The following is a 26542-nucleotide window of genomic DNA, read 5'->3' on the forward strand; positions in this document are numbered from 1 at the left end:
TGGTGTATTGCTAGTAGGAGGTGGAACAAGCTACTTCTTCTGTATTGATGAATGGAATAACATCGTAGGGAATAGCTGTTTGTGGAGAAAGATTGTAGATCTTACCGTCATAGTGGCTACTTACATAAGAAAATGACCTTAATATAAAGCTAAGATCAGCGGGTAGAGTCGTGGGTTGAGCGTTAACTTCATTGTAAAACCGTTTACAGCCACCTTTCAAATCTAAACCTGAAAAAATTATTCTTTCAAATTTTAGACTAATGGCTATTTGTAACGCGCTAAATGCGACCGTAGCACTACCAAAATGACCATGTGTTACATCAGTTGAAAATGCAATTGTTTTCACTTTTCTGAATGCAGAGCATTTAATTCGAAGATTCCTGTTAGTCATTGTTTTTATTTTATAGCGAATCTTTCTACCGATACCACCTCTGGATTTGCAAATGTCCTTTAACAGAAAACATGTGTTGAGCAAGTTCCCTGCCTCTGTTGAATCAGCTCTTTTAATAACATCTTCACTAATAAAGGTATGCTGGGCATAGGTGCTATATTTATAAAATAATTCTTTGTTGTTTTCATAAAAAGAACCGTCACAAACAACATAGATAAATACAGGGACATTGTTGTTAATTAAATAGCCTGCGCTACCATTTACGCAAATGCAGTTTTTACTACGCATTATCTCAAGGGGCGTATCTAATGATGAAGGTCCAGACAAGTAAATAATACAATCATCGGAAACTCTTTCACCCATTATTCCATTAAGTATTTCGTGTGTGATGAGCATGGCGGTTACCGTGGATGTTATTTTTGAAATAATAACATTGAGTATCCGTTCCAAATCAAAGAAGATGTTTCTTTTTGTTTTTCAAACTTGAAGAATTGATTATGTGAATGTATTTTTATTATTATTTTGATAAATGTTTTTTTGAGAGTAAGGTCTGGTAACTCAGAAAAATATGATGATGTTGGCTTTTGTTTTTCGATTTTTAAAATCTAGGCATTTGTTGTGTGAATAAATCTGATTCTGGTGTTCTTGCCTGGTAAGAATTTAACATGAAAATTAGTTACTTTTAGTTACAGGTGGCTGAGAGTGTTTTAATCATATCCTTATAAAGAGTGCGATTTTATAACATCATCCGCCTGTTATTTGATGTAACATAATTCCTGACGGGCTATCAATTCCAGTCCGTCAGGAAGGGAAAACAACATTAGAACTGATAGTTTAACGATACCCAGTAGTTACGACCCGGGTTTACGTATCCGGTAGTGGATTGTGCAGTCTGATAATAATCACCTGCGTAGGTGCTATTACGGCCCACCTGGTAAAGTTTAACTTCGCTAAAGTCTTTATCCAGCACGTTATTAACTGCCGTATTAAGTGTCAGATCTTTGGCCAGTTTGTAAGACATTCCCATGTCCAGGACGGTCCAGGCTTTTAAATTAGCACCTTTATCGTCATAGACGGCTTTTTGTACTGCGCTGAGATTGTCGTAATTTTCCGTGAAGCGTGGGGCCTTACCGCGATAACGTGCGCTCAGCCAGGCGTTCATATCTTCCGTTGCCTGCCAGTTCAGACGGGCGTTAGCCATATGCTTTGGTGTATAGCTTAACGGCGCGCCTTTATTGTCACCATCTTTTTGCTTGCTCTGAGTGTAGGTGTAGTTGAGAGATAAGGTCAGCACATCCGACCATATAGGGAAGGTGCTGGCAAATTCAACGCCATCGGTCCTCGCCTTGCCGCTGTTGGTATAACTGTTGGTATTATCATCGATAGAATACGAGACAATTTTATTTTTGTATTCAGTATAGAAGCCGGTAATGTTGGCGTTAAGCCCGGCGTTGTTCTCGTAATACAGCCCGGTTTCGTAGCTGATGCTTTCCTCAGGTTTGAGGTCCGGGTTCCCGACCGTATTCACCGTTCCTTGTGCGGTTACGCCGCTGATCCCGTTATGTAACTGGCTCAGTGATGGTGCTTTATAACCTGTCGTTACGCCGCCTTTGAGCGTCCATTCGTCGGAAACATCCCAGACCATATAGGCTCGTGGGCTGAGATGACCGCCAAAGACATCGTTATGCTCATAGCGTGTTCCTGCGGTTAAGGCCAGCGAATCGAGAATATGCCATTCATCTTCCGCATAGGCTGCCCACGTTTTTTGGTGGAACGTCTCGCCGGTATTGGCCAGCACCACACCATCTTTCATTCGTGCATCCCAGTATTCCCCGCCAAGGGTTAAGAGGTGCGAATCACCTAATGGTGTCAGTAGCACTGAGTCTAGTATGACGTTGGTGTTCTTCAGTTCACGCGCGTCACCGGCCCGACCTGCGTTCTCTGGTGTGAGTGCGGAGGAGACCAGTTGTCGGCCTTTGTTCTCGGTCTCATTCCAGCCGAGGGAGGATTTCCAGGTGCCAAACGTTAAGGCTGTATCGTGGCCGAGGGTCACTTTGTTACGCTCATAGCGCAGCGTTTTATCATAACCTCCCGTCAGGTTACCCAACTGACCGTCATCGTTGTCATAACGCTGTCTGGCGGAGTCGAGATCCAGCCACAGCGTATTGCTTTCGTTGGCTTTCCAGTCGAATCGCGTGCCAATATTGTAGTTTTCCGACTCGGTTGGATAAGGTACGCGGGTGGAAGAGGTATCGCTCAGCGAAGTGACGCTGGAACCCTGACGCTGGGTTGTGCTCCCCCGAACCTGCATATCCAGTACGCCCGCGATTAACGGGCCGCTTGACCAGAAGTTGGCGACCGTACTGTTACCCCATTTATTACTCTCTTGCAGGTTAACGCCGGTATTGATGGAAGTGCTCCATTTATCGGTGCTTTTTTTGGTGATGATATTCACCACGCCACCGATTGCGTCGGAGCCATAAAGCGTCGACATCGGGCCGCGGATAACCTCAATATGATCGATTGCCGCCAGCGGGGGCATAAAGCTGGTATTCATGGCAGAGAAGCCGTTTGGCGTCACGTCGCTGCTGCCGTTTTGACGAATACCGTCAATCAGGATCAAGGTATAGCTGGCGGGCATGCCACGGATGCTGATCTCCAGACCGCCAGTTTTACCGGTGCTGCTTTCAACATCTACCCCTTCAACAGAACGCAGGGCTTCACCTAAGTCATTATATTTATTGGTTTGTAACTCTTGCTGCGAAATAACAGAGACGCTGGCGGCGGCATTGGTGATTTTCTTTTCGTAACCGGAAGCGGTTACCACCATGACATCTTCAGCAAATACCAGGGGGCTGGAAAATCCTAAACAGGACAGAACGACAGAGGCAACAGGTTTTAAACGCATAGTCAAACTTCCTTTGTTAAAAATCAAAGGCAGTAAGATAAGTGATCGTAATGATAATACAAATAATTATCATTACAAATTTACATAACTTGTCACTTCTGGTGTTTTTTTTGAATAAATATACATAAATTGTCATGAGTTTTAGATAAGGAAATAGCGGGGAGGGTAAATAGTCCGCATGGGTAATTATTAGATAGGGATTAATATTCTTTGAATAAATGGCGAGGGATTAATCTATATTCTGAGATTCACATCGTACTCATAACGGAGTATCAGAAAAAAGTATGATAATTTTAGAAAATCGTCATACTTTTCTGCGCCGCATCATTTTTTTCGTCATTTCTGTCCGCCATAATCCCTTCCCCAGGAGACTGCTTAACGACTGTAAATCGTTATGCAGCATAAAAATAACGTAAATCTGGATAACATAATGATCAAAGGCAAGCTGGCACTGCTTACGTGCGCATTGACTCTCGCATTAACCTCACCACTTCTCGCCGCGCAAAATGCGAGCGAAGGGCAGACGTTAAAACTGGCAATTGGACCGGAGCCAACGGAAGGTTTTGACCCGATGTTGGGCTGGAGTCATGGCAGCTATCTGCTTTTGCATGCACCATTATTAAAACAAAATGCAGATATGAGCTGGGGAAACCTGCTGACGGAAAAAGTAGAGACCAGCGCAGACGGCAAAACCTGGACGTTGACGTTAAAACCTGACCTTAAATTCTCTGATGGTTCGCCGCTAACCGCTGAAGACGTGGTGTTCACCTATAACAAAGCAGCAAAAAGCGGCGGCAAAATTGATATGGGGAACTTCACCCATGCCAGTCTGAAAGATAACCGCACGGTAGAAATTACGCTGCGTAGCCCGCAAAGTACCTTTGTGAACGTGCTGGGTTCATTAGGAATTGTTCCGCAAAAACGGTATGACGAAAAAACATTCGCTAAAAATCCGATTGGCGCGGGTCCGTATCGACTGGTGAGTTTTCAGCCGGGGCAGCAGTTGATCGTTGAGGCTAACCCTTGGTATGCCGGTAAGAAAAATGATTTCAGTAAGCTGGTGTTTGTCTTCCTTGATGAAGATAACGCTTATGCCGCAGCGCGCAGCGGCCAACTGGGACTCGTACGTATCGCGCCATCGATGGCGGTCGCTCCTCAGCAGAAAAATTTGAAACTTTGGGTACGCGACAGCGTGGAAAACCGGGGCATTGTGTTCCCGATGGTTCCTGCAGGTAAAAAAGACGCCAATGGCTATCCGATTGGGAACGATATCACTGCCGATGTTGCCATCAGGCGCGCCATCAACTACGCCATCGACCGTAAGCAGCTTGCCGATCAGGTCATGGAAGGTCATGCGATTCCGGCGTATAGCGCGGTTCAGGGTCTGCCATGGCAGGGACAATCAGTTGCGTTCAAAGATGGCGATAGCGAAAAAGCGCGAACGATTCTGGAAGAAACCGGCTGGAAGGTGGGTAAAGACGGCGTACGTGTGAAGGACGGTAAAGAGGCTCGCTTAACGTTGTGGTACGCCAGCGGTGACAGTACACGCCGGGATTTAGCCGAAGCCGTACGTGCGATGCTGGAGCCAGTGGGTATTCAGATTTCTCTGCAATCCGGGAGCTGGGAAACTGTTGAGCGGCATATGCATGCCAACCCGACGCTGTTTGGCTGGGGAAGTCTGGATCCGATGGAGCTTTTCCATCACTACAGTAATCAGGCTGCGGGCGTGGAATACTACAATCCAGGCTATTACAGCAATCCTGTCGTTGAGCAGCATCTTAAACAGGCAATTGACGCTCCGGACTGGCAAAAAGCGTTGCCATTCTGGCAACAAGTTGAGTGGGATGGCAAGCAAGGGGCTGGCGTGCAGGGCGATGCTGCCTGGGCATGGCTGCTGAATATTCAGCATACCTACCTGGCAAATCCGTGTATTGACTTAGGTAAAGGCGCACCGGAGATTCACGGTAGCTGGTCACTGCTCAATAATCTGGACGAATGGACCTGGACCTGCCGTTGATGAAGTCTGTTGTGGGCAATTTTCTACGGCTGATAGTGTTATTAGTGCTGGTTGCGGCTGGCACTTTTGTGCTGCTCAGCTTTTCTCCGGTCGATCCGATTCGGGCTTATATCGGCAACGATCTCCTGCATGTGCCGCCGGAGCAATATGCGCGTATCGCGGCTCGCTGGGGATTGGACCAACCGCTATGGGAGCGTTTTAGTCACTGGTTTGTCCGTGTATTACAGGGCGATCTCGGCTATTCAATGTTGTTTAACGCACCGGTTGCCAGCGTGATCAAGGAACGCTTTTCTACCTCGTTTGCGCTGCTTGGTGGCGCGTGGCTGCTCTCTGGCATATTGGGAACGGCAATGGGGTTTGTCGCGGGTCGCTATCTGAATCGCTGGCCGGATAAAGCAATCTGTCGCCTCAGTTATCTGCTTTCTTCGCTGCCGACCTTCTGGATTGGCATGCTGTTGCTGGCGTTATTTGCCGTGCGCTGGCCGGTATTTCCGGTCTGCTGCGCGTGGGAGCCGGGCAACAGCGGCGATATGGCGACGCTGACTGAGCGTCTGCGCCATTTGGTGCTTCCCGTTTGCGCGCTCAGTTTGCTGGGATTGGGACAAATTACGCTTCATACACGGGAAAGCATCGCCAGCGTGATGAAAAGCGATTTTGTCCGTTTTGCGCGTTCTCAGGGAGATAAAGGCTGGTCACTGTTACGCCATCAGGTTCTGCGTCATGCAATTACGCCTGCGCTGTGTTTGCAGTTTGCCTCGCTGGGGGAGCTGTTGGGAGGCGCATTATTGGCCGAAAAAGTCTTTGCTTACCCGGGACTGGGGCAGGCCACTATTGATGCTGGATTACGTGGAGATCTGCCGTTACTGATGGGAATTGTATTGTTCAGTACCGTATTGGTGTTTATTGGTAACTCGCTGTCTACCTGGCTTGTCCGTATGTTGAACCGTGCTCTGGAACGACCTGATGCTCTATAACCCGACGCCGACGCTGATTCGTCTTTTGCTCTCATTTAGCTGCCTGTTATTCATTGCAGTGTATGGTGCCGCAATGCTGGATAACTCGTTGAGCGTTAATCTGCTTGCCCGGCATTTACCGCCTGATGCGCTGTACTGGTTTGGCACCGACAACCTTGGTCGCGACCTGTGGATCCGTTGTTTTCAGGGCGCGTTAACCAGTCTGCAAATTGGTATTGGTGCGGCGTTGTGCAGCGGTTTCATTGCGTTAGTGATGGCGGCGGTTTCGCGCATACATCCGCGTCTGGATGTGCTTATGCGTCTGATTACTGATGCCATGCTGTCGATGCCGCATCTGCTGTTGCTCATTTTGATCTGCTTTACGCTGGGCGGCGGGAAAAACGGCGTGATTATGGCGGTTGCGCTGACCCACTGGCCGCGTCTGGCGCTGATCCTGCGTGCTGAAGCGCAGCGCGTGGCCCACAGTGACTACTTGACGCTGACCTGGCGTCTGGGACACGGACATTTTTACTGCTGGCGACATCACTATCTACCCGCCTTATTACCTCAATGGCTAACGGGAACACTGCTGATGTTTCCCCACGCGGTGTTGCACAGTGCGGCGTTAAGCTTCCTCGGTTTTGGGCTGGCACCGCATGAACCGTCACTGGGACTGCTGCTGGCGGATGCGCTGAGATTTATCAGTCATGGCGATTGGTGGTTGGTGCTGTTTCCGGGACTGATGTTGTTCAGTCTGGTGATGTTATTCGATCAGCTCGCAAGGGCGGTGCATCGTTTATGGTTACGAGGTGACGCATGTTGAGTTTAAGACAGGTCTCGCTGGAGGTGGCGCGTTATCGCTGGTACGGCGCGAGAAACTGGTCTTCGCTGTTGCAGGATATCTCTTTCGACGTGGCACCGGGTCAAATGGTGGCGTTAGTGGGAGGAAGCGGGGAGGGTAAGAGCCTGCTGCTGCAATGCCTGCTCGATCTCTTACCGGAGAATTTGCGCTTCCAGGGCACTATCACGCTGGAGGGCAAAACGCTGAACAGCGATGATATTCGCCAATGTCGTGGCGATACCTTCAGCTATGTCCCGCAAGGCGTTCAGGCGCTTAACCCGCTGCTCTCGATTGAAAAGCATCTGCGCAGGGCATGCCAGCTTTCTGGCCAACAATGGAATGCCGGAAATATTGAACGATTGCTCCAGCGTAGCCGACTGGAAAGTCGCGTATTAGATGCTTTTCCGCGCCAGCTTTCAGGCGGTATGGCGAAACGTGTCCTGGCCTGTCATGCGTCTCTGAGTCAGGCTCGCTATATTCTGGCGGATGAAATTACCGCCTGGCTTGATGCACCTCTGGCTAATCAACTCCTTGAACAGTTGCGTGAGCAATGTGAGCAAGGGGCTGGCGTTTTATGGGTAACGCATGACCTCACGCTGGCGGCCCGCCATGCGGATCGTATTGTCGCGCTGCATCAGGGAAGGGTGTCGGATAACGTCAGCCGGGAACAGCTGTTACGCGGAGAGATTAGCGAACATCTGCAACGACAATGGCGGGCGCTGCCTGAAAGAAATCAACTTTTTGGAGAGCGCGATGTTGTGCTGTCGTGATGTAACAATCCGTCAGGGAGAAAAGGTTCTGTGGCAAAATCTGACCTTCTCTCTACACCCTGGAGAACGTATTGGGATTTGTGCGCCAAGTGGGACGGGCAAAACGACTCTGGGACGCGTGCTGGCGGGCTGGCAGAAACCAACTTCGGGTGACATTCTGGTTGATGAACAACCGTTGCCGATGCACCAGTATTGCCCGGTGCAACTGGTGCCACAGCATCCGGAATTAACTTTTAACCCCCGACGCAGCACCGGTGATGCGGTTCATGATGCCTGGCGACCGGATGCTGAAATGCTTACCCGTCTTCACATCAACCCAGAGTGGTTAACTCGCCGCCCCGGACAACTTTCTGGCGGTGAACTGGCGCGAATTGCTTTACTTCGTGCGCTGGACCCGCGGACACGTTTTCTTATTGCTGATGAAATTACCGCCCAGCTCGATCCTTCCATTCAACGGGATATTTGGGCGCTGCTGCTTGAAGAATGCCAGCGTCGACCGTTGGCTATGCTGATTATCAGCCATCAGCAGGCCCTGCTTGATCAGCTTTGTTCCAGCAAACTCATTGTAACGTGAAATGAGATAGAGGCTTGTAGCTGGTCTATTGATTAAATTGATACGTTATATTATAACATTTCACTCGCAAATGATTTGAGGGTGAAATTTTGGCTATTTGTATTAATAAACTGACAATTGCTCTGGGGATGCTTTTAGTCAGTGGTTCGGTTATGGCGCACGGTCATCATTCCCATGGTGCGCCGATGAGCGAAGCAGAACAAAAGGCGTCGGAAGGGGTTTTTGATGATAACCAGGTGCAAAATAGGGCGCTGACCGACTGGGATGGCATGTGGCAATCTGTCTATCCGTATCTGGTCAGCGGCGAGCTTGATCCGGTCTTCAAAAAGAAAGCGGAGAAAGACAAAAGCAAAACGGCAGAACAAATTAAAGATTACTACCGTAAAGGTTATGCAACCAACGTAGACACCATCGGCATCGAAAATGACGTAATGGAATTTCACACCGGTAATCAGGTTGCATCATGTAAATACGACTACGCCGGTTATAAAATTCTGCACTATAAGTCAGGCAAGAAAGGTGTACGTTATCTGTTTGAGTGTAAAGACGCTAACAGCAAAGCACCTAAATACGTGCAATTCAGCGATCATATTATCGCGCCGCGTAAATCGAGCCACTTCCATATCTTTATGGGAAATACCTCGCAGGCAGCTTTGCTTGAAGAGATGGAAAACTGGCCTACCTACTACCCTTACCAGTTGAAGGGAGAAGAGGTTGTGGATGAGATGCTGCACCATTAATCCGGGCTAACCTTATCTGTACACACCCGTCACCAGTGGCGGGTTTTTTAATTCATAACCTTCTCTTTCCATCACCCGATGCATTCGTTAGCATATTGTCTCGCAGCAAGTGCATGTGTTTTTTCAGGAAGAGGTTAACGTGTTCGCAGAGTATGGAGTTCTGAATTACTGGACGTATCTGGTGGGGGCTATTTTTATCGTGCTGGTACCGGGGCCAAATACGATATTTGTGTTGAAGAACAGCGTTGGTCGGGGAGTGAAGGGCGGTTATCTCGCCGCAAGCGGTGTGTTTATCGGCGATGCCGTGTTAATGTTTTTGGCCTATGCCGGAGTTGCCGCATTGATCAAAACAACGCCCGTTTTGTTCAACATCGTTCGCTATCTTGGCGCGTTTTATCTGCTGTACCTCGGTGCGAAGATCCTGTATGCAACACTGAAATCGAAAGCAAGCGATGCCGCGCCTGAAGAAGTCCCGTTTGGCGCTATTTTTAAACGTGCGTTAATTCTGAGCCTGACGAATCCTAAAGCTATTTTGTTTTATGTTTCGTTCTTCGTGCAGTTTATTGATGTCAATGCGCCGCACTCAGGGCTGTCATTCTTTATTTTGGCTATTACGCTTGAGATAGTGAGCTTTTTCTACCTGAGCTTTCTTATTTTCTCCGGCGCGTTCGTGACGCAGTATATCCGTACGAAGAAAAAGCTGGCCAAAGTGGGTAATTCCCTTATTGGTCTGATTTTTGTTGGTTTTGCCGCTCGTCTGGCCACGCTTCAGTCGTGACGCCATTGGCCCGTTGGTTACGGCGGGCCTTCAATATTACACCCTGCAATTCATTTATAATTGTATTGTTATAACCAATAAATGGTATTTCAAATGAATATTATGAGGCGTACCCTGTGGACAGCAGCGGTTCAGTAAGAACTCGCTGGTTGTCGACTGGAAAAGGGAAGAAAAATGCTTCAAATTCCACAGAACCATATCCATACACGCTCTACTCCATTCTGGAACAAAGAAACGGCACCTGCCGGAATTTTCGAACGCCACCTTGATAAAGGAACCCGTGCCGGGGTTTATCCTCGACTTTCGGTTATGCAGGGGGCGGTCAAATATCTCGGATACGCAGATGAACATAGCCCGGAGCCCGTAGAGGTGATGGTTATTGAAGCCGGTCAGTTTGGCGTTTTTCCACCGGAAAAATGGCATAACATCGAAGTGATGACCGACGACACTTACTTTAATATCGATTTTTTCGTTGCCCCGGAAGTTCTGATGGAGAGCGCGAATCAACGAAAAGTCGTGCGTACCGGCAAGGAGTAAATCATGGGCAAAGCAACCTATACCGTAACAGTGACCAATAACAGCAACGGCGTGTCAGTCGATTATGAAACTGAAGCGCCGATGACGCTGTTGATTCCGGATGTGGCCGCTGAAGTGGTTAAAGACCTGGTCAATACGGTACGTTCATACGATACCGAGAATGAGCACGACGTCTGCGGCTGGTAGATGTTAGCCTCTGCCTCTGATTGCATATTTTCGTTTTTGATTTATAAACCGCACTGCGTTTCTCTGGCGCAGAGCGGTTTTTTTATCCGTGTTAAACCTGGAAATATCCGGAAAAAGATTTCTTAAGAATACCTTAAGAAATCCGCATTGATTGCTAATGTTGGATCATTCACAGGGGTTATGATCGTGAAACAGTCACAATACAGAACCTCGCTTATGAAACTGAATACCCGACTAACATTACCCACTTTCATTCTTGGGCTGATCATCGTAGCGATCCCGTTCACTGCGAACTGGAATCTACCTTTGCTCAACGGTACTGTCGTCAGATGGATTGAGAATGGCCAGGCGTTATGGCTGCTGTTTGGAGCGCTTTTTACTCTCAGCTACATCCGGCCTTTATCACGTCCTGAAGGCGAGAAACAATTTTGGCTTTGGGCGGCTGTGTGGTGGTTGGTGTTGCTGGGTCGCAGTACCAGTTGGGGCCGTGATTATTTCCCCGAGCACCCTAAACTTCTGTTCAGAGTTATCTCAGTGGTATTGATTGCAATGATTATTCTGCCTGTCCTGATATCAAAACGCTTACGCCAGGATATTGCCCGTCGCTTACGCAATGAACCGCTGCCGCTATGGCTGTTAGCGATCACCACCTGTGCATTTTTGATCTCCGATACGGTAGAGCATCATCGTCTGCTGGCCCCTGTCTTTTTGCACAACGCGCAATACGGCGATCTCATTGAAGAGCTGTATGAACTCCCGTTTATGGTAGGATTGTTCCTGATGAACCTCGGTTTTATGCAGCGGGATAAGCAGGAAGAATCTGCTGCTATTCGCTTTAGTGAACCACAGCTGGCGAAGTAACGAGAAAATACCTGAGTCTGGATGACCAGACTCAGGCGGTTAGCGAGGTGACTTACGCAATGGCCTCGCACAAGCGTGATTTCATGTCGCTATACGTCTGTGCGGCATACTTTTCAGCCCATCCCTGATCGCTAATGTGCTCAATACTTACGGCGCAATATTTGGTTTCCGGCGTTTTCGAAATAGGATCGAGGTTATCCTGGGTTAACTCGTTACACGCACCAATCCACCATTGATAGGTCATATACACCGTTCCGGTATTGATACGCTCGGATACATCCGCGCGGCTGATGACCTTACCACGACGCGAGCTGACCCATACCAGGTCACGATGACGAATACCCAGTTTTTCTGCATCATGAGTATTGATTTGCACATACCCAGGCTCATCTGCCAGGGCTTGCAGCGCTGCGCAGTTGCCGGTCATTGAACGACAGGAGTAGTGCCCAACTTCACGCACTGTACACAGGACCAGCGGATACTTTTCATCAGGAACTTCTGCGGGCGCTCGCCATTGTGCGGCAAACAGTTTGCCTTTGCCATTGGCGGTATCAAACTGGCTGTTCGCGTAAAGGTAAGGTGTGCCGGGGTGATCGAGCTCCGGACATGGCCACTGAATATGCCCCATTTCACCCATTTTCTCATAGGTTACGCCGTAGAACAGCGAGCACAGCTCGCGCATCTCATCCCAGATTTGCTGGTTACTTTGATACCGCATGGGATAGCCCATTTCACTGGCCAGCAGGCTGATGATCTCCCAGTCACGCTTGACATCACCTGAGGGTTCAATCGCTTTTTCAAAACGCTGGAATCCACGATCGGCGCAGGTAAAGACGCCACCGTGTTCACCCCAGGAGGTGGCCGGCAGGAGGACGTCGGCCATTTCCGCTGTCTTGGTCATGAAGATATCCTGCACGACAATAAAATCGAGCGCGTTAAACCCTTCGCGGACCAGACCTAAATCGGCCTCGGTTTGCAACGGATCCTCCCCCATGATGTAGTAGGCTTTAATTTTGCCTTCAATAGCCAGATGCGGAACTTCAGTGATGCGCGTCCCAATCTTGTCATCCATCTGATTAACGTCAATGCCCCAGGCGTTGGCGAATTTCTCCCTGATGGTGAAATCGGTCACGTCCTGATACCCAGGGAACTGGTTAGGCAGTACCCCCATATCGCACGCGCCTTGCACGTTATTCTGCCCACGCACCGGCCCAACGCCGACGTTAGGACGTCCCAGATTGCCGGTCAGCAACGCCAGGCTCGACAAACCACGAACCACGTCAACGGCTTGGCCAAACTGGGTGACGCCCATTCCCCACATCACGGTTGCCGATGGCGCTGCGGCAAATGTACGCATCGCCTGACGAACCTGCTGTGCGGGAACACCCGTTAAATGTTCAACGGCTTCAGGCGCATAGTCCTTCACGGTTTCCCAGTATGTTTCCAGTCCTTCCGCATGCTTTTGTACATACTCGCGATCGTAGAGTTGCTCTTCGATGAGGACATGGCCAAAGGCGTTAACCAGTGCCATATTACAACCGTTTTTTAACTGCAAATGTTGGTCAGCGATACGAGCAGTTTCAATACGACGTGGGTCACAGACAATGATTTTTGCGCCATTCTGGCGAGCTTTAATTACCCTGCGAGCCACGATCGGGTGCGAGTCGGCGCAGTTATAGCCAAAGATCAGCAGACATTTTGAGTTTTCAATGTCGCTGATGGAATTGCTCATGGCGCCATTGCCTAATGTTTCCTGTAACCCGGCAACGGAAGGGCCGTGACAGACACGGGCGCAGCAATCGACATTATTGGTATGGAGAACGCCACGTGCGAATTTTTGCATCACGTAGTTGGTTTCATTCCCTGTTCCACGTGAAGACCCAGTGGTCATAATGGCGCGGGGGCCATAGGTATTTTTGATTTCAGATAAGCGTTTTGCGGTGTAACGAATGGCTTCATCCCAGCTAACGGGAGTGAATTTTCCACCTTTTTCATAACGGATCATCGGGCGAGTCAGACGGGGAGTCAGAAGGCGAGTATCGTTAAGAAAATCCCAACCATAGTAGCCTTTCAGGCATAACTGATTTTGGTTCGTTACACCCTCTGCGGCCTCGGCGCGGATGATTTTGTTATTCTCAACAACAAGCTTGAGCTTGCACCCGGCCCCACAGTATGGGCATACACTGGTGATTTTTTTCATCAATAACAGACCTGTTAAATGCTGAAATAGCGCGAATTGTAAACGGAGCCGCGCGATACGCATCGCGGACTACGATTTGTCATAGTGACCGGCTGTTTAAGCATAAATCGTGCCAGAAGTGAAAACCCAGTAATTGCAGGGACTGAGGGCGAATGAGTAAAGAAGAATGACTGACGATTCGACATTAATGACGAGCTACGTCAGGGAAAATGTCGCCATCGAATGGTTTAACCTTATGAAAGATCAGAAAAAGATGAAAATAGCAGGTGATGCCGATCACAAATTTTAATTTTTCAGCGCTATGCTATGCTTTTATACAACGAGCGAATCGTTAACTTAAAAACATAAGTGAGGGATATTATGGGCATTATTTCATGGGTGATTTTCGGTCTTATCGCTGGGATTTTGGCAAAATGGATTATGCCGGGTAAAGATGGCGGCGGATTCTTTATGACCATCATCTTAGGGGTTGTCGGTGCGGTAGTGGGTGGCTGGATCAGTACCTTCTTTGGTTTTGGTAAAGTTGATGGTTTCAACTTTGGCAGTTTTGTCGTAGCGGTTATCGGTGCGATTGTGGTGTTGTTTATCTATAGAAAAGTCAAAAGTTAAGTAAACATGCAGACAATAGAGGCCACTGATAAGTGGCCTTTTTCTTTGGTTACCACCACCCCAGTTCCGTGCCCAGAACCACGATGATAGCCACGCCAATCATAATAAGCGTTGTTTTTTTCATCGTTATGCTCCAGGCGCAGCGTAACCGCCAATAAAAAACCAGGATAAGAAAACGACAGCGGAAATGAAAATAATGACAGGGAAAATAATACCGAGTCGCATACGATTATCTACCAGAGTTATTTAAAGACGAGTCAGCATAGCAGGGGTTAATGTACGACAAAAGCGGTTTTATCCTGACGCTTTTTATCCTTGTACATTGCGCTGTCTGCGAGATGAAGCGCACAGTTTACATCAGTCTCCAGCGGATCAATTTCCACCACGCCCAGACTGGCACCAGGATAAAACAGATGAATATCGCCCAGGTGATAGTCGCCGCAAATTTGCTGCTGCAACTGATGTTTCACCTGCTGCAGACGAACACGTTGCTCCCTGTCATCTTCCGGCGACAGGCGAGCGACTAAAAATTCGTCACCGCCCAGTCGACCGAGAATGTCATTATCACTACATTTACGCAGCAGGCGGTGGCCAATCTGGATCAGGAACTGGTCGCCAACCTCGTGACCAAAGCGGTCATTTATCAATTTGAAATCATCCAAATCGATATAGGCGACAACTATCTTCTGCCTGAGGTGGCGGGCGAGCGAAAAAAGGGTCTCTACATTTTCAAAAATTGCGCGCCGATTCGGTAATCCGGTCAGGGCATCGGTGTAGGAGTGAGCAATCAGCGCAGCGTTCGCTTCACGTAACTGAGCAACCAGCGACTCTTTTTGAATAGACTGGGCGATTAGTCCGGCAAACAGATGCAACACCTGTTCACCACGTTCGCTTAACGCATGCTGGCGGCGACTGGTGGCGCAGAGCGTACCGTAAAACGTTCCGTCCGGAAGATGAACGGGAGTACTCAGAAAAGTGGTGATGTCCAGTGCGTGAGCGGTGGTACATTCCGGCCATCGTACGGGCACGTTGTCGCTGTACAGACAGTTTTCATCAATAGCGCGTTTGCACAGCGTCTCATCCCACGGTACGGACAGCCCTTCGGGGATCTGCATTTGGCAGCTATTACGCGCATACAGAATATGCTGCAGACGGGCATCCAGATCGACCTTGGTCAAGTATGTAGATTCCATCTCAGTCACTACTTCCAGCATTTCCAGAAGTTGGCGTACCAGACTCTCAACTGACTGCTCCGTGGCTAAGGATTGTGAGACTCTGGCAAGGATCATGTCCGACATGAGGTGTAAATACTCCTGAGTGATGACAAGGCTGGCGTGGGCGCATGATAGAACATCAGGGAGCAAGATGAAACACGTGTTTCTGGCTGAAATGTAATCATAAAATTGAAATTAGAACGTAAAACATGGAGATAGAAGGGAAGTCGGGGTAACCTGCCGGAATAATGCTTTTAAACAGGAGTAGAGATGAAACTAGCGTCTATTATTTTGCCCGGCTTGCTGGTGCTGGCGGGGTGTACCACGCAGCCTGATGCCCCTAAACCACCAAAAATCGGCATGGCGAATCCGGCATCGGTGTATTGCGAACAAAAGGGCGGTACGCTGGTTGCGGTGCAGACTCCGCAAGGCGTAAGGTCAGACTGCAAACTACCCGGAGGGGAAGTGATTGATGAATGGGTGCTCTGGCGTAGAGATCATCCGACAGCGGGCAAGTGATACGCGGTCAGCATTGACGTAGCCACTCAGCGAGCACCAGTGCGTGGTTTTGCTGGGTATTTTTCGCCGCATACAGTAGCGTTAAGGTTTGCTGTCGGGCAATCTCTGCGAGGCGCTTTCCTTCTTGCTGCTGTTGAGCCAGTTCAGCGCGATATTGCTCAGAAAAATGCGAGAAATCAATCAACTCTGCGTGGAATGCCTTACGTAAATCAGATGACGGGGTAAGTGCTTTATTCCATTCGTTGAAAATAAGATCGCTCTTTTTCACCCCGCGAGGCCATAACCGGTCGACCAACACGCGGTAACCATCGCTTTTTTCTGCCGGGTCATACACACGTTTGCACTGAATATTCATCTCTTCATCCGCTCCATTAAGCTATCGCTATTACGGTTAAATAAGATCGTAAAACGTGACCATTATAGCATTCCGCCAGCCCTGACTCCCAATTTAAGGGATTGTGATACCAACAAAAAATCGGTAGGCTGAGGCTCCTTATAGTGTCCCTCATTGTCTGGACATAAGGAACGTTTAATGGAAATTTCCCCGATTAAAGATACGCTTCGCATTGCGCTGGTGGGCGATTACAACCCCGATATTGTGGCGCATCAGGCTATTCCTCTTGCCATAGATGATGCCGCTGCCGTCCTGGAATTAGTGGCTGATTATGACTGGCTAACCACATCTGATATCAGCAGCAGTGAGGACCTGGTAGGTTATGATGCCATTTGGGTCGTTCCAGGCAGTCCTTATCGCCACCTGGAAGGGGCGCTGATCGCGATACGCTATGCGCGTGAAAACAGCATCCCATTCCTGGGTACCTGTGGCGGCTTTCAACATGCCATTCTGGAGTATGCCCGCAACGTGCTGGGCTGGATCGACGCCGCCCACGCGGAGACGGACACCACGGGTCGGATGGTGATAGCACCGTTGACCTGCTCGCTGGTAGAAAAAACGGATGATATTGAGCTTCGGGCCAATACGCTGATTGCCAAAGCCTACGGACGGGATGTTATCTCGGAGGGATATCACTGCAACTACGGCGTATCGGAAGATTTTGCCGCTGAGCTGGAGCGCGGCGATCTCCGTGTGACCGGTTGGGATGAGGCTGGTGATATTCGTGCCATTGAGCTGGTGACACATCCATTTTATGTCGGCACGCTCTTTCAGCATGAACGCGGAGCGCTGGCGGGAAAACCCGTACCTCTGGTTCAGGCGATGCTGCGCGCCGCGCGCGGATAAATATTGGGCAGGTTGTCCGCGAACCTGCCCTCTGCATTATGCGCTCGCGATCTCCCGATTGCGCCCCGCGCACAAACCAAACACCGCCATCAGCATCGCTAACACGGCGACACCCGTTAATGGAATCAGCCAACTACCGTTGAGGTCGTGAATTTTCCCCATCAGCGGTGGCCCGCAGGCGGCCAGTAAATATCCGACAGACTGTGCCATGCCGGAGAGCGCTGCAGCCTGATGCGCTGAGCTTGCGCGCAGGCCAATAAAGGTTAAGCCGAGGATCATCGTCGCGCCTGAGCCAAAGCCAAACAGGATGGTCCATAGCAATGCCTGTTCGGGCATTATGGCGAATCCCGCCGCGCCGACAGCGCACATTAACGAAACCAGAGCGGCGATGGCGCGCTGATCCTTAAATCTGTTCAGGACGAGAGGGATCAATATTCCCGGCGCGGCAGTCGCCAGCTGCAGTAAACCATGCAACGAACCGGCCTGAGATTCACTGTAGCCATGGCTAATTAAAATGGCGGGTAGCCAGCCGATGATGACGTAATAGACAAGGGAGTTGATCCCCAGAAACAGCGTCACTTGCCAGGCTAGGCCAGAGCGCCAGATCGCGCGGGAATGCAAGGCGCGCGAGTTACTCAGGCTGGCATGAGCAGTCTGGCGGCATTGGGGCAACCAGATAATCAGCGCCAGCAGCGGGAAGGCCATCAGCACCATCAACGCACCGCGCCAGCCAAATCCATTTAGTGCCAATGGAACCACAATTGCCGAGCCTAGTGCCGCCGCCGCGCCCATGGTCAGCGAGTATGCGCCAGTGAGTTTCGCCACATGCTGGGAAAAATCTCGCTTAATCAATCCGGGTAACAGCACATTTCCCAACGCGATTCCGCAACCAATGATGGCGGTGCCGCTAAACAGGAACCCTGACGAAGGCAGCGAACGAATAGCAATACCTACGCAAATCAACAGCATCGCAGCAAACAGGCTACGTTCGATGCCCCAGCGGCGCGCAACGGCGGCAGCCAGGGGGGATACCAGCGCGAAGGCCAGCAGCGGCAGGGTAGTCAGAAGCCCAGTTTGGGCGGTACTCAAGCCGTAGTCGGCGCGAATGGCATCCAGCAACGGGGCTGCGCCGGTAAAGGTGACGCGCAGTGTGGTGGCAATCATCAGGATCCCCGCGAACAGCAACGCTGCGTTTTTGCCACGGGAGGAAGGTGTAGTAATCATTTTGTTCTCATATCGTCAGGCGAGGCGATACTTTAGCGTTTTTACACTATGGATGAATCAAGCTAAAATGACAGATTATCGCTAAAATAGGACATTCTTATGTTGGGGCTGAGACTGGATGGATATGAGCCCGATTTGCACCACGATGCGGCGGTCGCATTTTGTATTCAGGCTCGGGAAGATGAACTTTTCAGTCCGCTGCATCAGCACCGTAAGGGGCAGTTGATCCTGGCGCTGCATGGCGCGATCACCTGTGAAGTTGAAAACGCTATGTGGATGGTGCCTCCGCAATATGCTGTGTGGATCCCTGGCGAAATTCCACACAGCAACCACGTTACCGTGGGCGCGCAATTGTGTTTTCTGTTTATTGAGCCGCAGGCTGTCGTGATGCCTGAACGTTGCTGCACGCTGAAAATCGCCCCGTTATGTCGGGAACTCATTCTGGCGCTGGCGTCCAAATCGGATGCTCAGCGACTGGAGCCGGCAACTCAGCGGCTGACGCAAGTGTTGTTTGATGAACTCCCGCAGCAACCCCAGGAGCAGATGCAGTTACCGGTTTCCGATCACCCGAAAATTCGCAGAATGGTCGCAACGATGGCGAAAGAGCCTGCACAATGGCAGACGTTGGGACAATGGGCCAGCGTATTTGCGATGAGTGAACGTAACCTTGCTCGTCTGGTCGTCAAAGAAACGGGGTTGAGTTTTCGCCGCTGGCGTCACCAGCTCCAGCTGATTCTGGCGCTGCAGGCGTTGATCGATGGCCGCAATGTACAACAGGTCGCGCAAATGCTCGGGTACGATTCGACCACGGCATTTATCACTATGTTCAAAAAAGGCCTGGGGCAGACGCCAGGCCGTTATCTGAACGGGCTGGCTACTGCTTCCCAACAATCAACGAGACCAGGCCTGCCGCAATAAGCGGCCCCACCGGCACACCGCGAAACAGCGCCACGCCCAGTACCGTGCCCACCAGTAATCCGGCAACAAGCTGGGGCTGACTGCCCATGAGCGTAACGCCGCGTCCGCCGAGCCATGAGACAAATACCCCGACGGCAATAGCGACCAGTGATTTCCAGTTTACAAAGGAGTGGATGAGCGTGGAGGGCGGTAGCGTTCCGCTGGCGATCGGTGCCATGACGCCAATGGTCAGAATGATAATCCCGACGGTCAGGCCCTGTTTTTCAATCCAGGGGAAGAAAGTATTCAGAGGGGTAACACGGACAATGATCAGCACCAGAATTGAAACAGCGACAGTGGTGTTGTGGCTGACAAAGCCCAGAGCTGCCAGTCCGAGGAGGATCAGCAGAGTGACATCAAACATCGTAGTTTCCTTGCCAAAAGAAAAAATAAGCCTGCTTACTGTACGCGTAAATGCGTGACGGAACAGGCTTTTTTTAATGATTATGATTTTTTTTGGGCTAACGCACGATGCGACGTTTTTTACTGCTAACGCAGACCATTATTGTTCGCGGCGGAAAGGGATTAATTCAGGTTGCGCGATACGCAGGTAATCTGCGGTATCCATGATCACGGATTTTTCCAGCAACCCGGCATTAAACGCAATTTCATGAAAACGCTCAAACAATAGCGGATCAGCGACCAGCTTGAGATTAGGATGAAAACTGAACGGTGGGATAGCGCCAAATACGCAGCCAGTCAGTTCATCTACCTCTGCCGGGCTGGCAAGAGAGGCTCTCAACCCGCCAATATGGCTGGCTAACCGGCTCAGGTCGGCCTGCTGATCGGCAGAGAGGATCGCCAGGACATGCTGATTGACGCCGTTGCCTTTTACTTTGCAGACCAGCGCTTTTGCTCCCTGGCCCAGTGCGGTACCACGAATTTCAGAAACTGCCTCACATTTGCCGACGGCTTCATGGCTTACCACGCGGTACGTTGCGCCTTGCTCTGACAACAGCGAAATTAAACGCTGATGCGTTGCGTTACCTTTGTTCACTTCCGTCATGACTTACTCCTGGTACAACAATGAAAATCCTGCAGAAAAATAATCACGCACCGGCGTGTTTTTTCTGTTTGTTCAGATAGAGCTGTGCATCAGATGCTTTGTAAGCATCATCAATAGTGTCGTTCGGCTGCATATTGTAAACCCCGGCAGAGAAGCTGATGGATATATCATGCGCAATAATTTGTAAGTTATAGCGAATTCTCTCCAGCAGGCGGGGCGTTAAATCACTGGGGTGGTCGATAAGGATAATACAAAACTCATCGCCGCCGAGGCGGATGGCGTAGTCGCTTTTGCGAATAGAGCTTTGAATGGCTTTGGCCAGATGGGTGATAATCCGATCGCCTTCTTTATGCCCTAACGTGTCATTGATGACTTTCAGTTTATCGCAGTCGATGGCGATAAAGGTGACGAGCGTTCCCGTGTTCACCAACTGTTGCAAACGCTGCTCAAGCGCCGGCGTTAAAATTTTACGGTTGTAGAGCCCGGTCATCGCATCACTGACATTTTCCCGCGTGACGTTGTGATACAACCGAAAATGCGTTCTGACCATATTCAGCAGTAATATCGTTGCCAGTAAATAGAATGCGAATATCTTCCAGGACGAGACAATAAAATACATAACATCGAGTGAGAGTGTGATGCGTATACCACCGGGTATGTCCTTCTCATAGTGAACATAGCGGAACAGATCGGTTTCACTTTTATGAACGAGAATCTCTTTACCGGAGCTGGTATCCGAGACCGTTACGTTAAGATAGCGCCAGACGAGAGGGCGGTCGCTGGTATAGAAAATATTCTGTAAATTCTCTTTATTAATATCTACCATCACCACACCTTTTAACTTACCGGTGTAGTAGACCGGTGTTAAAAAGCTCATCACTTTTTTCTCGGTCAGGTTATCTTCATAAATACTGGAAATCACCGTGCGGCCGGTGAAAATACCATCAATATCATTCTGGTCGATTCCCAGCGTACCTTTTTGCAAAAACGACCAGTTGTGTATCGCAAATTTCCGCGAGTCGATCAAATCATAGAAATAGACGTAGTTATTTTTGAGATCGACGTAATATCGAAATTTATACTCTAACGTCCCTAATCCCTGACCGTAATCTTTCTGCTGACGATTAACATTGACCGCCCGGTCAAAAGAAGGCAGCAGAAAAATGTCATCAAGCTGTTCACTACATTTTGTTGAGGTGGTCTGCAACGTACCGTGCAATGGCAGATAGTTGTGCTTAGTAAGGTTGAGCCCATGAGCGCCGTTAACGCTGTCGAAAGCGGTGCAAAGTGCTTTTTGCTGTTCGAGAGAGGCTGGCTCCTGGGGGGACGAAAATGTGCGCATCAGATGGGCTGCGATGCTTTGATTTGTGTACTTATCATAGAGAAACGATGAGTCGGCTTTCTCATTGATATAGCGCATGTACGCATTCATTGCTTTATCGCTGGCAATGAGCTCATAAACCAAAAAAGAAGACGTCAAAACAATTACGCTGACGGAGATAAAGAGCCTGAGCGCTTTATGATGCAATTTCATAATGATTTACAGCCCTGTAAGTCTGATAATTCAGTCTATCACACGGCATACATCCGCTCTAACGCTACGGGCAAGGACATTTTGTAATAAAAATCATTCGCGCGCTTCACCTTTAACTCTTAATGTTGTATTTATAATGCAACTTATAAAAGGAGACAGGCCAATGAGCGCGACTGAAAAAGCGGGTCATACATTTTTAGCCAGCCTGGGCAAAACCCGTCTGCGTCCGGGCGGCGTTGAAGCAACAGAATGGTTGTTTAGCCAGTCACAGCTGACGCCCGGCAGCCAGGTGCTTGAAGTGGCGTGCAACATGGCCACGACGGCGATAGAGTTAGTTCAACGCTTTGGTTGTACGGTCTACGCTATCGATATGGATAAAACCGCGCTGTCTAATGCCAGAAATAATGTGGCAGTAAATGGTCTGGAAAATCACATTCATGTGATGGCGGCAAACGCCAACACTCTTCCTTTTGCGGATAACAGTTTCGATGTTGTGATTAACGAAGCCATGCTGACAATGTATGCCGATAAAGCGAAGGCGAAGTTAATAGCCGAATATTATCGCGTGTTGAAGCCCGGTGGGCGCCTGCTCACCCACGATATTATGTTCACCGCCCAAAAACTGGGCGCGGGCGAACAGGGCCAGCTTGTCGATGTGGTGAAATCAAACGTTAGCCCAATGACCAGACAAGGCTGGCGTGATTTGTTTCTTAACTGCGGGTTCGAACAGGTCTTGCAGCAGAATGGCAACATGTCGCTGATGTCACCGCGCGGATTAATTCGTGATGAAGGGCTTACAGGGGCAGTTAAAATTGTGTTTAACGGCTTACGCACGAGCGAAAATCGTCGTCGGTTCCTGAAAATGTTTCGCTTCTTCCGTTCGCAACGTCATCAGCTAAACTACATTGCCTGCTGCTCTGTTAAGGGAAAATAAAAACAGGATGGGGCACTATTTATAAAATCAGTCAGCACATCTACGCGCTGACTGATTTGTTTAGATTAATTGTTACTGGTCGTACTTTGCTTATGAAACAGTTCGCGAAATACCGGGTAAATATCATCCTGGTCGCGGATATGCTGCATCGCAAAGTTATCAAAGGTTGATTGCAGATGTTCGTATTCACGCCATAAGGTTTGGTGGGCGCGGCGAGTGATTTCGATATAGCTGTAATAGCGTACCACTGGCAGTAGCTTTTTCGCCAAAATCTCATGACACAGCGGTGAATCATCTGCCCAGTTATCACCGTCCGATGCCTGTGCAGCATAGATGTTCCACTGGGCAGGGTTGTAGCGATCTTTCACCACTTCATCCATTAACTTCAGCGCACTGGAGACAATGGTTCCCCCGGTTTCCTGAGAGTAGAAGAACTCATGTTCATCCACTTCTTTCGCCTGGGTATGGTGGCGAATATAAACCACCTCCACGTTCTTATAGGTCCGGCTTAAGAACAGATACAGCAGGATATAAAAACGTTTAGCCATATCTTTGGTCGACTGATCCATCGAACCAGAGACGTCCATCAGGCAGAACATCACCGCCTGGCTGGAAGGGTCGGGGCGTTTTTCATAATTTTTGTAGCGTAAATCAAAGGTGTCGATAAATGGCACGCGTTCGATTTTTGCCCGCAGTTCGGCAATCTCTTTGCGTAACCGTTCCTCTTCCAGCAACTGCGCTGGTTCGCTTTTCGCGATGGTTTCCAGATCCGCTTCGAGAGCATGCAGTTCGCGACGCTTACCCGCTGTCATCGCCGTACGGCGCGCCAGTGAGTTTTGCAGGGATCGCACCACGCTAATGTTGGCAGGCACACCGTTAGAGGTAAAACCTGCCCGGTGTGTTTTATACTCCGTTAACTGACGCTGCTGATTCTGCTTCAGGTTAGGAAGTGCTAAATCTTCGAACAACAGATCAAGATATTCATCTTTAGAGATCTGAAAGACGAACTCATCCTGACCCTCACCATCCTGGCTGGCCTGGCCTTGTCCACTTCCTGAGCCGCCACCGCCGCCTTGTGGGCGTTCAATGCGGTCATTCTGCACAAAATGGTCGTTACCCGGATGTACGCGATGGCGCAGGCCACCACGTCCCTGATGAAACATTGGTTCGCTAATATCATCAGTCGGAATAGAGACAGATTCGCCGCTATCCACATCAGTCACCGAACGCTTGTTAATGGCCTCGGAGATCGACTGTTTAATTTGCGATTTATAACGGCGTAAGAAGCGCTGGCGGTTTACCGTGCTCTTGTTTTTGCCGTTAAGACGCCGGTCAATAAACCAGGTCATAAGCCCCCCGTACTGCCAACTGTTCGCCATGTCTGTAAGTGCCGGATGGCGCTGTCGCTATCCGGCCTACGGAACATTGTTTTGCAAGCCCGGTAAGCGCATGCGCCACCGGGCACTTATGTTAAGACGATTTACGTACGCGCAAATACCATTCGCACAGTAAACGCACCTGTTTACGCGTGTAGCCTTTTTCCATCATACGGTCGACAAAATCGTCGTGTTTTTTCTGCTCGTCAGTCGAGGTTTTAGCATTGAACGAAATGACCGGCAGCAGCTCCTCGGTATTGGAGAACATTTTCTTCTCAATAACCGTGCGTAGTTTTTCGTAACTGGTCCAGTTTGGATTGCGACCGCTGTTATTCGCTCTGGCACGCAGAACAAAGTTGACGATCTCGTTACGGAAATCTTTCGGGTTACTGATACCCGCCGGCTTCTCAATTTTCTCCAGTTCTGAGTTCAGTGACTCGCGATCAAACAGCTGCCCGGTATCTGGATCGCGATACTCCTGATCCTGAATCCAGAAATCCGCATAAGTGACATAACGGTCGAAAATGTTCTGTCCGTATTCGGAATAGGATTCGAGATAAGCTGTCTGGATCTCCTTGCCGATGAATTCAGCATATTTCGGGATCAGATAGCCTTTCAGGAACTCAAGATAACGCTCAGCTTGCTCCTGCGGGAACTGTTCACGCTCGATTTGCTGCTCCAGTACGTAGAACAGATGAACCGGGTTAGCTGCCACTTCAGCATGGTCAAAGTTAAATACGCGAGAGAGGATCTTAAACGCGAAACGCGTGGACAGACCGTTCATTCCCTCATCAACCCCGGCGTAATCACGATACTCCTGATAGGATTTCGCTTTTGGATCGGTATCTTTCAGGCTTTCGCCATCGTAAACGCGCATCTTCGAGTAAATGCTCGAGTTCTCAGGTTCTTTCAGGCGAGAAAGAATAGTAAAGCGAGAGAGCGTTTCCAACGTGCCCGGTGCGCAAGGCGCATGGGTCAGCTCACTGTGGTTAAGCAGTTTTTCGTAAATTTTGATCTCTTCAGAGATCCGCAGGCAATAAGGCACTTTGACGATGTAAACACGGTCAAGGAACGCCTCATTGTTTTTGTTATTACGGAACGTTACCCATTCAGACTCGTTCGAGTGGGCAAGAATAATCCCGTTAAACGGCAGGGCGGAGATACCTTCTGTCCCGTTGTAGTTTCCTTCCTGGGTGGCGGTCAGCAGAGGATGCAGCACTTTAATCGGTGCTTTAAACATCTCAACGAACTCCATAATCCCCTGGTTTGAGCGGCACAGTGCGCCCGAATAACCGTAGGCATCAGGATCGTTCTGGGCGTGGTGTTCGAGTTTACGAATATCCACTTTCCCGACCAGCGCAGAAATATCCTGGTTGTTTTCATCACCAGGCTCCGTTTTAGCGATAGCGATCTGCTCCAGAATAGACGGCCAGACTTTGACGACGCGGAATTTTGTAATGTCCCCGCCAAAATCATGCAGACGTTTAGCAGCCCACGGCGACATGATCGTACCGAGATAACGACGCGGGATCCCATACTCTTTTTCCAGGATCTGCGCGTCTTCCTGCGGATTAAACAGGCATAACGGATGATCGTTGACCGGGCTACGTTCGCCATTGGCGCTCAGGACATAAATCGGTACTCGTTGCATCAGCGACTTCAGCCGCTCAGCAAGAGATGATTTCCCCCCTCCCACAGGCCCCAGCAGATACAGAATCTGCTTCTTCTCTTCCAGACCTTGAGCCGCATGCTTCAAATAAGAAACAATCTGCTCAATGGCGTCTTCCATGCCGTAAAACTCTTCAAAAGCGGGATAGCGTGCAATTACCCGATTCGAAAAGAGTCGAGAAAGTCGAGGTTCATGGGCAGTGTCAACCATGACAGGCTCACCAATAGCCATTAATAGCCGCTCTGCCGCGTTGGCATAAGCACTGCGATCTTGCCGACAAGTGGTAAGAAACTCCTGCAGCGTGAACTCTTCGTCCTTGGCAGCTTCATAACGCTGGCGATAGTGATCGAATATATTCATGGTATGCCGTCCTTTCGTTTTTTAGCACATGTTAAGAGCCGTTCATATGAATAGTAGAGGCCCCTGAAGAGGTAAACTGAACGACGTCGCTGCTGAAGAAATAAGCAACTCTCATGCCATTTTAGTGGTCAGGAGATCAACGTA

Annotated in this window: 27 protein-coding genes and 1 pseudogene; 15 read left to right on the top strand and 13 right to left on the bottom strand. The window is 49.5% G+C overall.

The window, feature by feature from the left end:
- Positions 1–10 precede the first annotated feature (10 nt).
- Both waaZ and OGV89_RS21560 read right to left on the bottom strand, forming a co-directional pair.
- Positions 11–787 carry a 3-deoxy-D-manno-oct-2-ulosonate III transferase WaaZ gene (gene waaZ / locus OGV89_RS21555; protein WP_003846683.1) on the bottom strand — a complete coding sequence of 259 codons (777 nt, stop codon included), beginning with the start codon at positions 785–787 and terminating at the stop codon, positions 11–13.
- 424 nt (positions 788–1211) lie between these two features.
- Positions 1212–3299, bottom strand: a complete 2088-nt coding sequence (locus OGV89_RS21560; protein WP_200003041.1) for a TonB-dependent receptor — start codon at positions 3297–3299, stop codon at positions 1212–1214.
- 394 nt (positions 3300–3693) lie between these two features.
- Here OGV89_RS21560 and OGV89_RS21565 point away from each other — a divergent pair, with 394 nt between their 5' ends.
- The 10 genes from OGV89_RS21565 (at position 3694) to OGV89_RS21610 (ending at position 11556) form a co-directional block, all read left to right on the top strand.
- Entirely contained in the window at positions 3694–5316 is a 1623-nt protein-coding gene (locus tag OGV89_RS21565; protein ID WP_048219064.1) for an ABC transporter substrate-binding protein, read from the top strand.
- Complete coding sequence (locus tag OGV89_RS21570) at positions 5316–6290, top strand: ABC transporter permease (protein WP_044712421.1); 975 nt, start codon at positions 5316–5318, stop codon at positions 6288–6290. Before OGV89_RS21565 ends, OGV89_RS21570 begins: the two co-directional genes overlap by 1 nt.
- The gene (locus OGV89_RS21575) at positions 6280–7092 is read left to right on the top strand and encodes an ABC transporter permease (protein ID WP_286559292.1); all 813 of its coding nucleotides are present in this window, start codon (positions 6280–6282) and stop codon (positions 7090–7092) included. Before OGV89_RS21570 ends, OGV89_RS21575 begins: the two co-directional genes overlap by 11 nt.
- Complete coding sequence (locus OGV89_RS21580) at positions 7086–7880, top strand: ATP-binding cassette domain-containing protein (RefSeq protein WP_286559294.1); 795 nt, start codon at positions 7086–7088, stop codon at positions 7878–7880. Before OGV89_RS21575 ends, OGV89_RS21580 begins: the two co-directional genes overlap by 7 nt.
- Positions 7864–8454, top strand: a complete 591-nt coding sequence (locus tag OGV89_RS21585; RefSeq protein WP_003030739.1) for an ATP-binding cassette domain-containing protein — start codon at positions 7864–7866, stop codon at positions 8452–8454. Before OGV89_RS21580 ends, OGV89_RS21585 begins: the two co-directional genes overlap by 17 nt.
- Positions 8455–8543: 89 nt before the next feature.
- Entirely contained in the window at positions 8544–9194 is a 651-nt protein-coding gene (zinT, locus tag OGV89_RS21590) for a metal-binding protein ZinT (RefSeq protein ID WP_048219059.1), read from the top strand.
- Between the two features lie 139 nt (positions 9195–9333).
- The gene (gene leuE, locus OGV89_RS21595) at positions 9334–9972 is read left to right on the top strand and encodes a leucine efflux protein LeuE (protein WP_016152793.1); all 639 of its coding nucleotides are present in this window, start codon (positions 9334–9336) and stop codon (positions 9970–9972) included.
- Between the two features lie 174 nt (positions 9973–10146).
- Positions 10147–10509 carry a DUF1971 domain-containing protein YeaR gene (gene yeaR, locus OGV89_RS21600; RefSeq protein WP_003030735.1) on the top strand — a complete coding sequence of 121 codons (363 nt, stop codon included), beginning with the start codon at positions 10147–10149 and terminating at the stop codon, positions 10507–10509.
- Between the two features lie 3 nt (positions 10510–10512).
- Positions 10513–10695, top strand: coding sequence for a DUF1869 domain-containing protein (locus OGV89_RS21605; RefSeq protein ID WP_003840863.1), 183 nt, complete (start codon positions 10513–10515; stop codon positions 10693–10695).
- A gap of 216 nt (positions 10696–10911) precedes the next feature.
- A complete protein-coding gene (locus tag OGV89_RS21610; protein ID WP_003840864.1) occupies positions 10912–11556 on the top strand; it encodes a hypothetical protein in 645 nt (214 codons plus the stop codon).
- 52 nt (positions 11557–11608) lie between these two features.
- Here OGV89_RS21610 and fdhF read toward each other — a convergent pair whose 3' ends face one another.
- Positions 11609–13756 (bottom strand): formate dehydrogenase subunit alpha, encoded by a 2148-nt coding sequence (fdhF, locus tag OGV89_RS21615; RefSeq protein WP_286559296.1) that lies wholly within the window; start codon positions 13754–13756, stop codon positions 11609–11611.
- A gap of 360 nt (positions 13757–14116) precedes the next feature.
- Here fdhF and OGV89_RS21620 point away from each other — a divergent pair, with 360 nt between their 5' ends.
- A complete protein-coding gene (locus OGV89_RS21620) occupies positions 14117–14365 on the top strand; it encodes a GlsB/YeaQ/YmgE family stress response membrane protein (RefSeq protein WP_003030729.1) in 249 nt (82 codons plus the stop codon).
- Between the two features lie 49 nt (positions 14366–14414).
- Here the strand turns inward: OGV89_RS21620 and yoaJ are convergent, their stop codons facing one another.
- The 3 genes from yoaJ to OGV89_RS21635 are packed head-to-tail and all read right to left on the bottom strand — an operon-like array spanning position 14415 to position 15663.
- Positions 14415–14489 carry a protein YoaJ gene (gene yoaJ, locus OGV89_RS21625; RefSeq protein ID WP_099530266.1) on the bottom strand — a complete coding sequence of 25 codons (75 nt, stop codon included), beginning with the start codon at positions 14487–14489 and terminating at the stop codon, positions 14415–14417.
- Positions 14490–14491: 2 nt separating this feature from the next.
- The gene (locus OGV89_RS21630; protein ID WP_032941789.1) at positions 14492–14590 is read right to left on the bottom strand and encodes a YoaK family small membrane protein; all 99 of its coding nucleotides are present in this window, start codon (positions 14588–14590) and stop codon (positions 14492–14494) included.
- Between the two features lie 47 nt (positions 14591–14637).
- A complete protein-coding gene (locus OGV89_RS21635; RefSeq protein WP_162648634.1) occupies positions 14638–15663 on the bottom strand; it encodes a sensor domain-containing diguanylate cyclase in 1026 nt (341 codons plus the stop codon).
- A 186-nt stretch (positions 15664–15849) separates the two neighbouring features.
- Here OGV89_RS21635 and OGV89_RS21640 point away from each other — a divergent pair, with 186 nt between their 5' ends.
- Entirely contained in the window at positions 15850–16098 is a 249-nt protein-coding gene (locus OGV89_RS21640) for a putative hemolysin (RefSeq protein ID WP_134215792.1), read from the top strand.
- A 7-nt stretch (positions 16099–16105) separates the two neighbouring features.
- Here the strand turns inward: OGV89_RS21640 and OGV89_RS21645 are convergent, their stop codons facing one another.
- Positions 16106–16453: a DUF488 domain-containing protein gene (locus OGV89_RS21645; protein WP_003030722.1), complete on the bottom strand. Its 348-nt coding sequence runs from the start codon at positions 16451–16453 to the stop codon at positions 16106–16108.
- A 177-nt stretch (positions 16454–16630) separates the two neighbouring features.
- On the opposite strand from OGV89_RS21645, the gene OGV89_RS21650 reads away from it, so the two are divergent.
- Positions 16631–17338 (top strand): CTP synthase C-terminal region-related (seleno)protein, encoded by a 708-nt coding sequence (locus tag OGV89_RS21650; protein WP_003846671.1) that lies wholly within the window; start codon positions 16631–16633, stop codon positions 17336–17338.
- A gap of 36 nt (positions 17339–17374) precedes the next feature.
- On the opposite strand, the gene OGV89_RS21655 is transcribed toward OGV89_RS21650, so the two are convergent.
- Complete coding sequence (locus OGV89_RS21655; protein WP_162648635.1) at positions 17375–18562, bottom strand: CynX/NimT family MFS transporter; 1188 nt, start codon at positions 18560–18562, stop codon at positions 17375–17377.
- A gap of 99 nt (positions 18563–18661) precedes the next feature.
- Between OGV89_RS21655 and OGV89_RS21660 the strand changes: the two are divergent.
- A pseudogene (locus OGV89_RS21660) lies at positions 18662–19454 on the top strand (AraC family transcriptional regulator); the annotation flags it as partial.
- Here the strand turns inward: OGV89_RS21660 and OGV89_RS21665 are convergent.
- From OGV89_RS21665 to dgcJ, 3 genes are all read right to left on the bottom strand, one after another.
- Positions 19437–19883, bottom strand: a complete 447-nt coding sequence (locus OGV89_RS21665; protein WP_003832453.1) for a DUF441 domain-containing protein — start codon at positions 19881–19883, stop codon at positions 19437–19439. The pseudogene OGV89_RS21660 and the gene OGV89_RS21665 sit on opposite strands and share 18 nt — an antisense overlap.
- Positions 19884–20021: 138 nt before the next feature.
- A complete protein-coding gene (locus OGV89_RS21670) occupies positions 20022–20525 on the bottom strand; it encodes a YbaK/prolyl-tRNA synthetase associated domain-containing protein (protein WP_003030712.1) in 504 nt (167 codons plus the stop codon).
- Between the two features lie 43 nt (positions 20526–20568).
- Positions 20569–22059, bottom strand: a complete 1491-nt coding sequence (gene dgcJ, locus OGV89_RS21675) for a diguanylate cyclase DgcJ (RefSeq protein WP_003846667.1) — start codon at positions 22057–22059, stop codon at positions 20569–20571.
- A gap of 163 nt (positions 22060–22222) precedes the next feature.
- Between dgcJ and OGV89_RS21680 the strand changes: the two genes are divergently transcribed.
- Positions 22223–22993: a class I SAM-dependent methyltransferase gene (locus tag OGV89_RS21680; RefSeq protein ID WP_046670557.1), complete on the top strand. Its 771-nt coding sequence runs from the start codon at positions 22223–22225 to the stop codon at positions 22991–22993.
- A gap of 65 nt (positions 22994–23058) precedes the next feature.
- Here the strand turns inward: OGV89_RS21680 and OGV89_RS21685 are convergent, their stop codons facing one another.
- Positions 23059–24342 (bottom strand): YeaH/YhbH family protein, encoded by a 1284-nt coding sequence (locus tag OGV89_RS21685; RefSeq protein WP_003030708.1) that lies wholly within the window; start codon positions 24340–24342, stop codon positions 23059–23061.
- A 121-nt stretch (positions 24343–24463) separates the two neighbouring features.
- Positions 24464–26398 (bottom strand): protein kinase YeaG, encoded by a 1935-nt coding sequence (gene yeaG / locus OGV89_RS21690; RefSeq protein WP_003030707.1) that lies wholly within the window; start codon positions 26396–26398, stop codon positions 24464–24466.
- Between the last annotated feature and the right edge of the window lie 144 nt (positions 26399–26542).

Origin of the sequence: Citrobacter sp. Cf125 (assembly GCF_030333935.1) — a bacterium.
Lineage (GTDB): Bacteria > Pseudomonadota > Gammaproteobacteria > Enterobacterales > Enterobacteriaceae > Citrobacter > Citrobacter freundii.